This window comes from Mesorhizobium sp. ISC25 (genome assembly GCF_042295465.1).
Taxonomy (GTDB): Bacteria; Pseudomonadota; Alphaproteobacteria; order Rhizobiales; family Rhizobiaceae; genus Mesorhizobium.
The window spans coordinates 2,165,644-2,179,954 of sequence record NZ_CP135441.1; the positions used below are offsets into that span (position 1 = coordinate 2,165,644).

14 protein-coding genes are annotated in these 14,311 nt (G+C 62.5%); 8 read left to right on the forward strand and 6 right to left on the reverse strand.

Annotated features, from left to right (window positions below; translation table 11 throughout):
• Nucleotides 1–133: 133 nt before the first annotated feature.
• Together RQ479_RS11000 and RQ479_RS11005 are read right to left on the reverse strand one after the other, a co-directional pair.
• On the reverse strand, nt 134–730 hold the full coding sequence (locus RQ479_RS11000) for a superoxide dismutase (protein WP_023677850.1): 597 nt from the start codon (nt 728–730) through the stop codon (nt 134–136).
• A 107-nt stretch (nt 731–837) separates the two neighbouring features.
• Complete coding sequence (locus tag RQ479_RS11005) at nt 838–1,716, reverse strand: branched-chain amino acid aminotransferase (protein ID WP_292658468.1); 879 nt, start codon at nt 1,714–1,716, stop codon at nt 838–840.
• Nucleotides 1,717–1,867: 151 nt separating this feature from the next.
• Here RQ479_RS11005 and RQ479_RS11010 point away from each other — a divergent pair, with 151 nt between their 5' ends.
• Together RQ479_RS11010 and RQ479_RS11015 are read left to right on the forward strand one after the other, a co-directional pair.
• The gene (locus tag RQ479_RS11010; protein WP_292658470.1) at nt 1,868–2,530 is read left to right on the forward strand and encodes a haloacid dehalogenase type II; all 663 of its coding nucleotides are present in this window, start codon (nt 1,868–1,870) and stop codon (nt 2,528–2,530) included.
• 174 nt (nt 2,531–2,704) lie between these two features.
• Nucleotides 2,705–3,529 carry a L,D-transpeptidase gene (locus tag RQ479_RS11015; RefSeq protein ID WP_376705070.1) on the forward strand — a complete coding sequence of 275 codons (825 nt, stop codon included), beginning with the start codon at nt 2,705–2,707 and terminating at the stop codon, nt 3,527–3,529.
• Nucleotides 3,530–3,555: 26 nt separating this feature from the next.
• Here the strand turns inward: RQ479_RS11015 and RQ479_RS11020 are convergent, their stop codons facing one another.
• Nucleotides 3,556–5,088 carry a helicase HerA-like C-terminal domain-containing protein gene (locus RQ479_RS11020; RefSeq protein WP_376705071.1) on the reverse strand — a complete coding sequence of 511 codons (1,533 nt, stop codon included), beginning with the start codon at nt 5,086–5,088 and terminating at the stop codon, nt 3,556–3,558.
• A gap of 275 nt (nt 5,089–5,363) precedes the next feature.
• Here RQ479_RS11020 and RQ479_RS11025 point away from each other — a divergent pair, with 275 nt between their 5' ends.
• The 4 genes from RQ479_RS11025 to RQ479_RS11040 all read left to right on the forward strand — a co-directional run bounded on the left by RQ479_RS11025 (nt 5,364) and on the right by RQ479_RS11040 (nt 9,613).
• Nucleotides 5,364–6,806, forward strand: coding sequence for a methylmalonyl-CoA mutase subunit beta (locus RQ479_RS11025; protein WP_376705072.1), 1,443 nt, complete (start codon nt 5,364–5,366; stop codon nt 6,804–6,806).
• A complete protein-coding gene (scpA, locus tag RQ479_RS11030; protein WP_376705073.1) occupies nt 6,803–8,926 on the forward strand; it encodes a methylmalonyl-CoA mutase in 2,124 nt (707 codons plus the stop codon). Before RQ479_RS11025 ends, scpA begins: the two co-directional genes overlap by 4 nt.
• A 73-nt stretch (nt 8,927–8,999) precedes the next feature.
• Complete coding sequence (locus RQ479_RS11035; protein ID WP_376705074.1) at nt 9,000–9,230, forward strand: AbrB/MazE/SpoVT family DNA-binding domain-containing protein; 231 nt, start codon at nt 9,000–9,002, stop codon at nt 9,228–9,230.
• Nucleotides 9,227–9,613 carry a type II toxin-antitoxin system death-on-curing family toxin gene (locus tag RQ479_RS11040; RefSeq protein WP_376705075.1) on the forward strand — a complete coding sequence of 129 codons (387 nt, stop codon included), beginning with the start codon at nt 9,227–9,229 and terminating at the stop codon, nt 9,611–9,613. The genes RQ479_RS11035 and RQ479_RS11040 overlap by 4 nt, the downstream gene beginning before the upstream one ends.
• Here RQ479_RS11040 and RQ479_RS11045 read toward each other — a convergent pair.
• Complete coding sequence (locus tag RQ479_RS11045; protein ID WP_292664410.1) at nt 9,610–10,083, reverse strand: GreA/GreB family elongation factor; 474 nt, start codon at nt 10,081–10,083, stop codon at nt 9,610–9,612. The genes RQ479_RS11040 and RQ479_RS11045 overlap by 4 nt on opposite strands.
• 74 nt (nt 10,084–10,157) lie before the next feature.
• Nucleotides 10,158–11,036 carry a class I SAM-dependent methyltransferase gene (locus tag RQ479_RS11050; RefSeq protein WP_376705076.1) on the reverse strand — a complete coding sequence of 293 codons (879 nt, stop codon included), beginning with the start codon at nt 11,034–11,036 and terminating at the stop codon, nt 10,158–10,160.
• Between the two features lie 156 nt (nt 11,037–11,192).
• Between RQ479_RS11050 and RQ479_RS11055 the strand changes: the two genes are divergently transcribed.
• Together RQ479_RS11055 and RQ479_RS11060 are read left to right on the forward strand one after the other, a co-directional pair.
• Nucleotides 11,193–11,783, forward strand: coding sequence for a TetR/AcrR family transcriptional regulator (locus tag RQ479_RS11055; RefSeq protein ID WP_376705077.1), 591 nt, complete (start codon nt 11,193–11,195; stop codon nt 11,781–11,783).
• Between the two features lie 154 nt (nt 11,784–11,937).
• Nucleotides 11,938–13,314: a TIGR03808 family TAT-translocated repetitive protein gene (locus RQ479_RS11060; RefSeq protein WP_376705078.1), complete on the forward strand. Its 1,377-nt coding sequence runs from the start codon at nt 11,938–11,940 to the stop codon at nt 13,312–13,314.
• Here RQ479_RS11060 and RQ479_RS11065 read toward each other — a convergent pair.
• Nucleotides 13,307–14,311 (reverse strand): asparaginase, encoded by a 1,005-nt coding sequence (locus RQ479_RS11065; protein ID WP_376705079.1) that lies wholly within the window; start codon nt 14,309–14,311, stop codon nt 13,307–13,309. The two genes, RQ479_RS11060 and RQ479_RS11065, sit on opposite strands and share 8 nt — an antisense overlap.

A 14,311-nucleotide genomic window follows, 5' to 3' on the forward strand; every position in this document is an offset into this window, starting at 1 on the left:
ACCCCGATGACAAACGGCAAGGACGGCATAAAAATTCCGACGCTTCGCCTCACGCTTGCGTGAATTTTTTGCAACTGTCGTTCTGATGCTGAAAAAGAAAAGCCCCGGTTCTGCCGGGGCTTTCTGGAACGGATCAGGCCTTTTCGTAGAGTTCGAGCACATAGTCCCAGTTGATGAGACTGTCGACGAAGGCTTCGAGATATTTCGGCCGGGCGTTGCGATAATCGATGTAGTAGGAATGTTCCCAGACATCGACGCCGAGGATCGGCGTCGCGCCATGGACTAGGGGATTCTCGCCATTCGGCGTCTTCGAGATCGCCAGCTTGCCGTCCTTGACCGAGACCCAGGCCCAGCCCGAACCGAACTGGGTGGTGCCGGCGGCGATGAAGTCCGCCTTGAACTTGTCGTAGCCGCCAAGATCGCTGTCGACCGCCTTTTGCAAGGCGCCCGGCAGCTTGTTGCCGCCGCCGCCCTTCTTCATCCATTTCCAGAAATGGATGTGATTGTAGTGCTGGGCGGCATTGTTGAAGAGGCCCGCATTCTTGCCGAAGGACTGTTTGACCGCCTCTTCGACCGACAAATCGCCCATGCCCGCTTCGGCGGCCAGCTTGTTGCCGTTGTCGACATAGGCCTTGTGGTGCTTGTCGTGGTGATATTCCAGCGTTTCCTTGGACATGTAAGGCTGCAAGGCCTCGTAGTCATAGGGCAAAGCGGGCAATTCAAAAGCCATCGGTCGTACTCCCTCGTGAAAAAATCCGGTGTCGATACCGAACTAACATAGGACTGGATTGGTCTGGAACAACTCCGGAAACGAAGCGCCGGCCGCTTTTTAGCGGGTCAGCCGGGCGAAGTCGAATGCGCCCATTCCCAATAGAGTTCGCGCGCCTTCTTGGCCACCGGTCCGGGCTGCAGATTGCGATCCTCGATGCGGGTGACCGGCACGACTTTCGAGTGGTTTCCGGTCGAGAAGATTTCGTCCGCCTCAAGGAAATCGCGGATCGACAGCGTCTTTTCCGTCGTCGTGAACCCGTATTCGCCTAGCAGGGCCATGGTGCGCGCGCGGGTAATGCCGGACAGGAAGGTGCCGTTCGGCGCCGGCGTCAGGACATGGCCGTCCTTGACCAGAAAAATATTCGAGGTCCCGGTCTCGGCGACATTGCCCAGCATGTCGAGCACGAGCGCATTGTCGAAGCCGCGCATCTTGGCTTCGAGGATGGCCCGGCCGTTGTTGGGATAAAGGCAGCCGGCCTTGGCGTTGGTCGGCATGGTTTCGATGGTCGGGCGCCGGAACGGCGACACCGTCACCGAAAACCCCGCCGGCGAGATCATCGGCGATTCGTAGAGGCAAAGGCAGAAACGCGTCGAGGCCGGGTCGGCCGGCACGCCCATATAGCCGCCATGCTCGGCCCAATACATTGGCCTGATGTAGACCGCCGTCTTGCCGTCGAACTTCTTCAGCCCATCCCAGGTCAGGCCGACGATCTTGTCGGTGCTCATCGTCGGCTTCAGGCCGAGCGCGATCGCCGAGGCGTTCACCCTTGCTGCATGGCGATCGAGGTCGGGGGCGACGCCCTCGAACCAGCGGGCGCCGTCGAATACGCTGGTGCCGAGCCACATGGCGTGGCTGCGCGGCCCGAGGATGGCAACGTTGCCCTCGTACCAGTCGCCGTCGACGAAGGTCCATGTCGCGGATTGCGCCGCAGTCGCCAGTGTCATTGCCAGGTTCCGTTCGATGCTTGTTGCGGCGCATTGGAAGATGCTTTGGCGGCCGCCGTCAACCGGCCTGGCTGAGATTTGTTGAGGCCAGCGGGCTGGCGGACTGCAATCAGCGCTTGCGCCTTGCCTTGCGCAGCCTCAAAACTGTTGCATGCACCATGCGGCTTACGTTTTCGATGCCTATGGCACGTTGTTCGACGTGCACGCGGCCGTGCGCCGTCACGCCGACCAGATCGGGCCGGACGGCCAGTTACTGTCCGAGATATGGCGCGCCAAGCAGCTGGAATATTCCTGGGTCAGGACGCTGATGGGAGCCTATGCCGATTTTTGGCAGCTCACCGAGCAGGCTCTCGATTTCGCCCTGCGCAAGGTTCCATCCGCGGATGCCGGGCTGAAGGCGAAGCTGCTCGAAGCCTATTGGCGGCTGGACTGCTATCCTGAGGTGCCGGCCGTGCTCAAAGCGCTCAAGGCATCGGGAGCAAGGCTGGCGATCCTGTCCAACGGTTCGCCTGAAATGCTGGAGGCGGCCGTCAAGTCCGCCGCGCTCGACCAGGTCCTGGACGACGTCTTTTCCGTCGACAGCGTCAGGCGCTTCAAGACCGATCCGTCGGTCTACGATATGGTCACCACGGGCTGGCGCCTCTATCCAGGCGCTGTCTCTTTCCAGTCCTCCAACCGCTGGGACGTCGCCGGCGCCACCAAATTCGGCTTCCGGACGGTGTGGATCAACCGCACGAACCAGCCAGAGGAATACCGGGATTTTCCACCGGCCCTGATCCTGCCGTCACTCGAAGGTCTGATCTCCGGGGTTTGATGCCGGACATGTTGCCTCGGCGCAACAGTGACGATCCAGTCACAGCTTTGCCTTTGTTTGTCCACCCTGCGGCCAGAATTGGAACCGCCTATCGCGCCGGGCATTGCTCGAGCACCTGCGCGCAACCGGACGCATTTATGCATTGTTGCGATTTGAGACTTAAAAAAGGCAATCATGTTCACACCCCCATCGTCCTCTCTGCGCCTGAGCCGTCGCGATTTCCTCAACGCAGCAGCCCTTGGCGCCGCCTCGGTCGCGGTCTCCAGTTGCACCACGCTGTCGCAGCAGCCGGTCGAGCCACCGCCGCCGACCTATGTCGAGCCGGCGCTCAGCGACTACGTGACGATGTATGGGCCGATGTCGGATGGCGGTTTCGAGCTGCCGGCCATACCGGTCGACAAGATCGACCCACAGTTCCTGCGCCAGATCGTTGACGATCCGACCGGTCAGCAGCCGGGCACCATCGTCGTCGACACGACCAATCACTTTCTCTACCTGGTGCGCCCGGGCGGCCAGGCGATCCGCTATGGCGTTGGGCTCGGCCGCGCCGGTTTCGAATGGTCGGGCGATGCCGTGGTCCAATGGAAGCAGAAATGGCCGAAATGGACGCCGCCAGACGAAATGATAGCGCGGCAGCCGGAGTTGAAGCCGTACAGCGCCGATAATGGCGGCATGCCGGGGGGGCTCAAGAACCCGCTAGGCGCGCGGGCGCTCTATCTCTTCCAGGACAACCAGGACACGCTCTACCGCTTGCACGGTTCGCCGGAATGGCGGTCGATCGGCAAATCGGTGTCGTCCGGCTGTGTGCGCCTGATGAACCAGGACATCATCGATCTCTACGATCGTGTGCCGAACAAGAGCCCGGTCGTGGTGACGGCCGATATCGGCCAGCCGATGGTGGCGACAGCAAACCGCAAAGCCATTCCGATCGACGCCGGCGTGCCGGAAGGATCGATCCTGCTCGGCCCGATAAAATCGATCACAAATTCGATCTTCTGAGCTGGTCCAAAGCGCTGGAGCGGGCCTCATCGCCCCCTGGCCAAACTCCCCAGAATACCCCGCACGATCGCCCGTCCGACCGACGAGCCGACCGAGCGCACCACGGATTTGATCGCCGCCTCCGCCACCGTCTGGCGGTTGGAGGGCCGCGGCGCGCGGCGGCCGCCAGCTGGCTGAGGATCGTCATTGCCGAAGCCGGGAATGGTCCAGCGCGAACGGCCGCCCTCCTGCTGCTGGGCTTGCGCCTCCTGGGCGTCCTTGGCCTTTTTCTGCAGCATCTCGAAAGCCGATTCGCGGTCGATGGTCTGATCGTATTGTCCCGCAACCGGGCTCTCAGTGATCAGCTTGCGGCGCTCTTCGGGTGTGATCGGGCCAAGGCGCGAGGACGGCGGGCGGATCAGCGTCCGCTGCACCATGGACGGCACGCCCCTGGCTTCCAGCGTCGAGACCAGCGCCTCGCCGGTGCCGAGCTGCGTGATCACGGTCGCGCAGTCGAAATCGGGATTGGGTCTGAACGTCTCGGCGGCCGTCTTGACGGCCTTCTGTTCGCGCGGCGTATAGGCACGAAGTGCGTGCTGCACGCGGTTGCCGAGCTGGGCCAGCACCGTTTCAGGGATATCCAGCGGATTTTGCGTGACGAAATAAACGCCGACGCCCTTCGAACGGATCAGCCGGACGACCTGTTCGACGCGGTCGACCAGCACCTTCGGGGCGTCGTCGAACAGAAGGTGCGCCTCGTCGAAGAAGAAGACCAGCTTCGGCTTGTCCGGGTCGCCGACCTCGGGCAGTTCCTCGAACAGTTCCGACATCAGCCACAGAAGGAACGTCGCATAGAGCCGTGGATTCATCATCAGCTTGTCGGCGGCGAGCACGCTGATGGCACCGCGTCCATCGCGCGTGGTGCGCATGATGTCGGCGATCCGCAATGCCGGCTCGCCGAAGAAATTGGCAGCGCCCTGCTGCTCCAGAACCAGCAGCGTGCGCTGGATGGCGCCGACCGAGGGCTTTGTCACATTGCCGTAGCGGGCGCCGATCTCTTCGGCGCGGTCGGCGATGTTGGCCAGCAGTGACTGCAGGTCCTTCAAGTCGAGCAGCAGAAGGCCTTCCTCGTCGGCGATGCGGAAGGCGATGTTCATAATGCCTTCCTGCGCCTCGGAGAGGTTCATCAGCCGCGACAGAAGCAGCGGCCCCATCTCCGAGATGGTGGCGCGGATCGGGTGGCCCTGCTCGCCGAACAGATCCCAGAAGATGACCGGGAATTCCTGGAACTCACAGGGATCGAGCTTGACCTGCTCGGCCCGCTTGATCAGGAAATCCTGCGCCGTGCCCATCATGGCGATACCCGACAGGTCGCCCTTGATGTCGGCGCAGAATACCGGCACGCCGGCATTGGAGAAACCCTCGGCCAATATCTGCAGGGTCACCGTCTTGCCGGTGCCGGTCGCGCCGGTGACCAGGCCGTGACGATTGCCATATTGCAGCAAAAGCTGTTCGGGCCGCTGATAGCTGTCGTCCGGCTTGCGGCTGGCTCCTATGAAGATACTGGTATCGTCGGCCATGTCTCCGGTCTCCGCAAACCTATAGGCTTGAATGCCCTGATCCCTTGAAGAAAAGGGAGCCCCGCCGCAGGTATAGTGAGGCCATTGCACAGCGACAATGGGCGTCGTCGAAAATGGCTTTTGGAGCTTGCGGAACCTGCCCATGTTTGGCAATCGGTTGACGGTCACCATCACGGAAGGCGTGTTGCACGGCATGTGTGCTGCATTGTGATATCGGGCCGGGGACCGTAGACTGACATAGTCGGCCGCTGCGGCCGCTAGAACGAGGAGAACCGATGGGCGCCGGTGCCTTGACCCAGGATGCCGACCTTCCGAACGCCGACCGGCAACGATGGCGGGCGCTGGCAGAGAAGGCGCTGGCCGGCGGGTCCTTCGAGGAAAAGCTCGTCTCGCATACGGACGACGCCATCCGCATCGAGCCGCTCTACGAGCGTTCGGTAACCGCCGAGCCTGTCGTGCGCGCCAACCCGGAATCACCGTGGATCGTCAGCCAGCGTATCGACGATCCGGACATAGGCCGCGCCAGTGCGCAGGCGCTGGAAGACGTCGCGCAGGGTGCTACCGGACTGTCGCTTGTCTTCGAAGGTGCGCCGAACGCCTTCGGCTACGGCTTGCCGAGGACGGCGGAGGCGCTGGAGGGTGTACTCGACGGCGTGCCGCTCAACCGCATCCAGATCCGCATCGACGCCCATCCCTGGAGCCGCGCCGTGGCCGACTGGCTGGTGGCGTTTTTGACCAAGCGCCGCTCCGACCCGGCAAAGCTCAACCTCTCCTTCGGCATCGATCCGGCGGCGATCTTTGCCGGGACCGGCAGGCTGCGCATGTCGATCGAGGCTTTACAGGCTTCGATGCCGCAATCGCTGGCGCATTTCTTTTCGATGGGTGTGCCCGGCGTGCTGCTGGAAGCCGACGGGCGGGTGTTCCACAATGCCGGCGCAACCGAGGCGCAGGAGCTCGGCACCATGCTCGCCTCGGCCGTCTCCTATTTGAGGCTGTTCGAGAAGGCGCGCCAGCCGCTCGTCTACGCGGCGCCGCATATCGGTTTTGCGCTGAGCGTCAACCAGGACCAGTTCGTGTCGATGGCCAAGGTCAGGGCGTTGCGCAGGCTGTGGGCGCGTGTCCAGGAGGCCTGCTCGATACCGCCCTCCACCGCCAGCATCCATGCCGAAACCTCCTTCAGGATGATGACGGCGGCCGACCCGGAAACCAACATCCTGCGCACCACCATCGCCGCTTTTGCGGCTGCCGCCGGCGGCGCGGATTCGATCGCCATCCTGCCGCACACGATCGCACACGGCCTGCCCGCGGGTTTTGCCCGCCGCGCTGCCCGCAACGCGCAACTGGTCATGGCCAATGAAAGCCACATCGACCACGTCGCCGATCCGGCTTGCGGTTCGGGCGCCGTCGAAGCGCTGACTGCGGAGCTCTGCGCGGCGGCCTGGCAGGAGTTTCAGCAGATCGAGGCTGAAGGTGGCGTGCTGTCCAGCCTTGAGCAAGGCGATATCCAGAAACGCGTCCAGGCAGCTTCCGCCCGCCGCAACGCTGCCTACCAGGCGGGCGAACGGGCGATGATCGGCACGACGCTGCACCCACCTAAAACCGAGCGTCCTGTCGAGACACTGGCGGCGGAGCGGCGGCCAGCCTTCACCGAAGGCGTTGCGATGTGCGAGCCGCTGTTTCCGATCCGCATCGATCAGTCGATCGGAGCCGCACCATGATCCCGGATTTCAGCCAGATCGGCTGGTCGCCGCCACGGCGGGTTCCGATCGAGGTCAAAGGCCAGCGGATGACGCCGGAAGGCATCGCCGTCAAGCATCTCTACAACCAGGGCGATCTCAAGGGCTTGGCGCATCTCGATAGCTATCCGGGCCTGCCGCCTTTCGTGCGCGGCCCCTATCCGACGATGTATGTCCAGCAACCCTGGACGATCCGGCAATATGCTGGCTTCTCGACGGCCGAAGAGTCCAACGCCTTCTACCGACGTAACCTTGCCGCCGGCCAGAAAGGCCTGTCGGTCGCCTTCGATCTCGCCACGCATCGCGGCTACGACAGCGACCATCCGCGCGTCGCCGGTGATGTCGGCATGGCCGGCGTCGCCATCGATTCCATTCTCGACATGCGCCAGCTGTTCGACGGCATCCCGCTTGACGAGATGACGGTATCGATGACGATGAACGGCGCGGTGCTGCCGATCATGGCGCTCTATATCGTGGCGGCGGAGGAACGGGGCGTCGCGCAGAAGGATCTCGCCGGGACCATTCAGAACGACATCCTGAAAGAGTTCATGGTGCGCAACACCTACATCTATCCGCCAAAACCTTCGATGCGGATCGTGTCGGACATTTTTTCGTACACCTCGACGCATATGCCGAAGTTCAATTCGATCTCGATCTCCGGCTACCACATGCAGGAGGCGGGAGCGACGGCGGACCTTGAACTCGCCTACACGATTGCCGACGGTATCGAATATGCCCGCGCCGGCGTCGCGGCCGGCCTCGACATCGACCGTTTCGCGCCGCGCCTTTCCTTCTTCTGGGCGATAGGCATGAATTTCTTCATGGAAGTCGCCAAGCTGAGAGCAGCGCGCCTTTTGTGGGCCAGCCTGATGCTGAAGAACTTTTCGCCGAAGGACGAGCGCTCGCTGTCACTGCGCACCCATTGCCAGACTTCGGGCTGGTCGCTGACGGCGCAGGATCCCTACAACAACATCATCCGCACCATGATCGAGGCGATGGCGGCGACTCAAGGGCACACGCAGTCGCTGCACACCAATTCCTTCGACGAGGCAATGGCGCTGCCGACCGACCATTCGGCCCGCATCGCCCGCAACACACAACTCATCCTGCAGAAGGAATCCGGCACGACGCGCATCATCGACCCGTGGGGCGGCTCCGCCTATCTCGAACGGCTGACGCATGATCTGGCGGCGCGTGCGCTAGCACATATCGAGGAGGTCGAGAACCTCGGCGGCATGGCCGCGGCGATCGAAAAGGGCCTACCGAAGCTGCGTATCGAAGAGGCAGCCGCGCGCACCCAGGCGCGCATCGATTCAGGCGAACAGATCGTCGTCGGTGTCAATGCCCACCGGCCTGGGACGGATATCGACGTCGACGTGCTGAGGATCGACAATGCCGAAGTCAGGGCGCGGCAATTGTCGAAGCTGCAGCGGCTGAAAGGCACGCGTGATGTCGCCGCCGTCGAGAGCGCGCTCGATGCGCTTACCCGTGCTGCCGGGAGTAACGGAAACCTGCTGGAATTCGCCATCCGGGCTGCACGCGCCAACGCAACGGTCGGCGAGATTTCGCTGGCGCTGGAAAAGGTTTTCGGCCGCCATGTCGCCTCGGTGCAGACGATCTCCGGCGTCTACCGCAACGCGCTCGGCGACAATCCAGTGGTCGACCGGCTGCAGGACAAGATCGTAGCATTCGAGGAAAAATTCGGCGGCAAGCCGCGCATCCTGGTCGCCAAAATGGGGCAAGACGGCCATGATCGCGGCCAGAAAGTGATCGCCACCGCCTTTGCCGACCTAGGCTTCGACGTCACCGTCGGGCCGATGTTCCAGACGCCGGACGAGATCGCCAGGCTGGCCGTCGAGCATGACGTACACATCGTCGGCGCCTCGTCGCTGGCGGCAGGCCATTTGACGCTTATTCCCGAACTCAAACAGGCGCTGAAGAGGCTCGGCCGCGACGACATGCTGATCGTCGCCGGCGGCGTCATCCCGCCGCAGGATTACGACGCAGTTCGGCAGGCAGGCGCCACTGAGATTTTCCCGCCCGGCACGGTCATCCCGGAAGCGGCGGACCGGCTGATGGACCGGCTGCTGCAGGCCGGCTGACGCTTTGTTATAATGTCTGTTGTAACGAGAAACACGCAGAGTTATAATCAGCGTTGCAACAGGATGTCTCACCATGAACACGACCATTCGCAAGATCGGCAATTCCGAAGGCGTGATCCTGCCGAAGGAAATTCTCGACCGCATGAACCTGAAGGCGGGCGACAGCATCGTCATCGTTCAGGAAGGCGATGAGCTTCGTCTGCGCCGCAGCGAGGACACTGCTGAAGAATTCGAGCGCAAGATGAAGATCGCGCGCGAGCGGATGAAGAAGTATGAGGTTGCCTACCGCGCGCTCGCAAAATGACCGAGCATCATTCGCGGGAATTCGTGGAGGCGCTTCACGCCGAGCAGCTGCGCCTCCACGGCGGCGCAGCGGGCATCCGCGACGAAGGAATGCTGGAGTCGGCGCTCTACAGGCCGCAGCAGAGGGAAATCTATGGCGAGCCCGATCTCTGTGAGCTGGCGTCCGCTTATCTTTTCGGTATCGCCAAAAACCATCCATTCGTCGACGGAAACAAGCGTACTGCTTTCGCGGCGGCCGATCTGTTCCTTTATTTCAATGGCTTGAGCATCGAAGCCGAGCAGGCGGACATTATTCAACTGGTCATGATGGTCGCCGCCGGCGAAATCGACGAGGCCGGTGCCGCGGCGTTCTTCCGCGACGATGTCGTCAAGCTCGAAGACTAACTGTCGGAGAGCTTGACGATCTCCCATTCCTTGCCATTGACCACGGCAACTTCGCCGACCTTCTTGCCGAACAGCGCCATCGCCATGGGCGACATGTGGGAAATTGTTCCCTTGGCCGGATTGGCTTCGTCCTCGCCGACGATCTTCCAGTGCACCTTCTTGCCGCCGTCGCTTTCCAGGGTGACGCCCATGCCGAAGCGAACCATGTCGCTGCCCGGTTCCGGCACGGAAAGCTCGGCGCTTTCACGCCGCGCCGTCCAATAGCGGAGATCACGCGACACCAGCGCGATGCGCTCGCGGTCGGCCCTCTTTTCGGCTCTGCCCAGTTCGTCGCGCAGAGCGGCCACCTCCGCATCGATCAGCGCCAGGCCGCGTTCCGTCACCAGATTGCGGTGATGACTGATCGGCCGCTCGCCGATGCCGGCGATGGCGTTTTCGCTGTCTTCCTCGCGGGTGAAGGCCCTGCTCATCTGTCGAACTTAGGCTTGGAATGGCGACTCCACAAGCCATTGCTGATGAAGAGGCTAGTGACGAAAATCTGAGTTCAATGCCCGGCATTAGACAGCCGCTTGGGGTCCGGTTGCGCAACTAGATAGCGGAGCCGCTTGGTTCCGACATCGCCTCGCTCAACGACATTGAAGCCTTGCCGCCCGAGATCCGCTGCAACTTTGTCCAAATCGACGTGCCCATGCCGGTGGAACCGAAAGGTACTCTTCTGGCGCGGCGGTTTTGCAAAATCGACGATGAGCGCACGACCGCCCGGCTTCAGGACGCGCAAGGCTTCTCCGCCGAATTCCTCGCGGCCCTTCTTTGGAAGATGGTGGAACATCAGCGTGCTGAGGACGACATCAAATTCCCCATCCTTGAAAGGCAGTTCCTGGGCGGTGGCGGTCGAGAACCCGACTTGTAACCCTGCTCGCCGGGCCTTTGCCGTCGCGCGCGCAACCATTTCGGCGGAGGCGTCGACGCCGTCCACACGCCCCGCCGGCCCCACCTTTCTTCTGGCGAGGAGCGCGGTGGTGCCGGTACCGCACCCGACATCCAGGACCACTTCTCCCGGTTTCAGCTTCGCAAAGCTTAGTATCCTTTCGCGAAAAGTGCGTTCGCGGCCGAAAGTCAGAAGCCACGCCAGCATATCGTACAGGGCGGCGGAATGAAGCGTGATGCCGACATGCGGCGCCTTCTCCTCTCCGGCGACCGGTCTGCGGGCCTTGGCGGACAGCCGTCCGTGAGCGCTTTGCCATATCAATAGGCTTGCGATTACGGCGAGTGCACCGGCATGAAGCAGAAGGACGGGAATTCCCAAGGAAAAGAGCGCATTTGCCTGTCCCAAAGAGAAAAATGCCGCAAGCACCACGGCCACTTTGACGAGCGCGACCAACGCATGCCCGCCAACTATTGTTCCAAAAAGGCGTTGGTGCATTGCCTCATCTCCTGCCGGCCGGCCTCGCGATGGGCCTTCCATAGGAGCATATGATATTGGACACTGTGTCCAGTATCAGTTTTACTGGCCACATCGCACCGGCGCGCCCAATACTGGACGGTTTGGTGGCCTATGACCGGAAAAAGGATGTTGCCGATGCCAGCCGGATCGATCGATCGTCGGGTCGCCAGGACCCGTAGCCGACTGCAGCAGGCGCTCTTCAGGCTGACCACAGAGAACGGGTATACGGCGATCACGGTCGAGGATATCTGCAGGGAAGCCGATGTCGGCCGCTCGACTTTTTACACGCATTATCCCGACAAGGACTGCTTGAGGAAAGCAACGATCGACGAGCATATTAAGAGCTTGCAGGCACGCGGTGCCGAACGCCATTCGCAGAGAAATGCAAAGGGTTTTTCCTTCAGCGGTCCGGTGTTCGAGCATGCTCACGCCACGCGGGAGATGCACCGTGCGCTGATGGGTGGGAAAAAGCGCGAAATGCCTGAAGAGATCCGCGGCTGGATAAGCAGGCAGGTTCGCAATGAATTGGCGAATATCCAAGGTGATGAAGGCGGAGGCAGACTTGAGATCGCCACACGCTTCATCGTTGGCGCGTTCTTTGAAGTGATGCACTGGTGGCTTGAGACGGATACGAAGCTGTCCCCCGCGGAGATCGACCAGATATTCCGGCAACTTGCCTTCAACGGGGTAAATGCGGTGTTCGCCGAGCCAACGAGGATCGAATAGAAGCCAAAAAGAGGCTTCGTTTGATCGCCCATAGAAAGGTCGCAAGCGATATTCCGTCTTGACTAGCAAGCTTCAGATTTTCACCACGAGTTCGACCGGGCTAGTCTGGCACGAATCCTGCGGTGCGACCGTCGAACGCAAGGAATCTGTGCCGATGTTGAACAGACGAACGCTGCTTGCACAGACCGCCGGCTTTGCCGTCGTGGGGCTTTCACTCGGCAAGGCAGCGGCGAAAAACCTGCCCGGCATCGAGAAAGCCGCGATGCGTGGCGCGATCAACGCGACCGAGCTCGGCGTCCGGCCCGGCGCGCTTGACGATCAGAGCAAGGCTTTCACCAAGCTGCTGCGCGACGCGCACGACCGCGACATGCCGGTGTTCCTGCCGCCGGGGAACTATATCGTTTCCAACCTGTCGCTGCCCGGCCGCGTGCGCCTGTCCGGCGTGCCGGGCGCATCGCGGATCGTCTACGGCGGCAATGGCCATCTCATCATGGCCGAACAGGCCGAGCATATCGAACTCAGCGGGCTCGTGTTCGACGGCAGCAATCGCTGGATGGGCGACTACACGCAAGGCCTGCTCGATCTGCGCCGCATCGTCCATCTGGTCGTCGACAATTGCCAGTTTACCGGCAGCGGCAAGAACGGTCTGGCGCTCGAGCACGCCTCGGGCCGTATCGAGCGCTCGGAGATATCCGGTGCAGCCGATGCCGGAATCTATTCGGTCGAGGCCGATGGCCTGGAAATATCAGGCAATAGCGTCTCCGACTGCGCCAATGGCGGCATCCTCGTGCACCGCTGGCAGGCAGCGGAAGACGGCACCATCGTCAGCGGCAACCGCGTCGAACGCATCCAGGCGCGCGGCGGCGGAACCGGCCAGAACGGCAATGGCATCAATGCCTTCCGCGCCGGCAATGTCATCATCTCCGGCAATATTGTTTCGGACTGCGCGTTTTCGGCGATCCGCGCCAACAGTGCCAGCAATTTGCAGATCGCCGGCAATACCTGCTCGCGCTCGGGTGAAACGGCCGTGTATTCCGAATTCTCATTCGAAGGCGCGGTCATCGGCAATAACATCGTCGATGGCGCCGCGAGCGGCATTTCGATCGTCAATTTCAACGAAGGCGGCCGCATGGGCGTCTGCTCCGGCAACATCGTCCGCAATCTGTCGACCAGCGGCCCCTACCCTGCCGACGCGCCCGGCTTCGGCGTCGGCATCAGCGTCGAGGCAGACACCACAGTTTCCGGCAATGTCGTCGAGAATGCGCCGCTCTATGGCATGCAGATCGGCTGGGGACCGTTCATGCGCAATGTGGTCGCCACGGGAAACGTCATCCGCAAGGCAGGGACCGGTATCGTCGTCACCGTGGTCGAAGGTGCCGGGACGGCAATCATTTCCGACAATGTCATCGACGGGGTCCAGAACGGCGCGATCGTCGGCCAGCGCTGGGCCGAGCCGGTAACCGGCGACCTCGCCGCGTCAGGCAATGCCGGCTATGCGCATTTGACCGTCGAGCGCAACCACGTCAGTTGAGGGCGGCGGTGGGCCGGAGCGCGCCGACCTTGGCGCCGATCCGGCTTTCGATAGGCGCATTTGCCTGTTCGATCAACTTTGCAGCCAGCGCCTGATCGGCTTGCAAAAGCTTTGCCAGCACGGCCGCGACCATGACTTCAGCGGCGCGGCCGGCGCCATCGTCGCACTTCAGCGCGACGCCAAGGCCAAGCTCCGGAAGGGCTGCACAAAAAACACCTTCGGCGCCTCCCTTGACGAAAATCCGCCCGGGCGCGGCCTCCATCATCGCGACGTCGGACCTGCCCGTGCCGGCGACGAAAAACGGCTCGGCCATGCAAGCAGAAAGCAGCCGCTTCGCCGCCCGGGCGCGCACCGGCTCGAAGCCGGCACCTGTCGCCATGCGGGCAAAGCCAAGGGCAAAGCTGCGCAACGGCACGGCATAGGTCGGAATCGAGCAGCCGTCGGTGCCGCGGTGATCGGCGTCATGGGCAGCACCGGTCACCGCCTGCATCGCTTCGCGCACCATCTCCTGCAAGGCATGGCCAGCCTTGACGTAACCACGATGGGCGATGCCGCTGTGAACGCAGGTGCATAGGAAACCTGAGTGCTTGCCGGAACAATTGTTGTGCAGCGCGTTCGGCACGCTGCCGGCGCGGGCAAGCGCCAGCGTCGCCCCATGGCTCGACGGCCAATGCGCGCCGCATTCGAGTGCCGTCTCGTCCAGGCCGGCCTTCGCCAGCATGGCGCGCGCGAGCTCGACATGTGGCGGCTCGCCGGAATGCGAGGCGCAGGCCAGCGCCAGCTCCCGATCGCCGAAGCCGTAGGCATCGGCAGCGCCGCTCTCGACCAGCGGCAGCGCCTGGATCGCCTTGACCGCCGAACGCGGGAACACCGGCTGTGCCGTGTCGCCGATCTCCCAGACGGCCTTGCCGTCGGCGTCGAATACGGCAACAGCGCCGCGATGCGCGCTCTCGACGATTGCACCGCGCAAAACTTCGACCAGAACCGGATTTGTCAT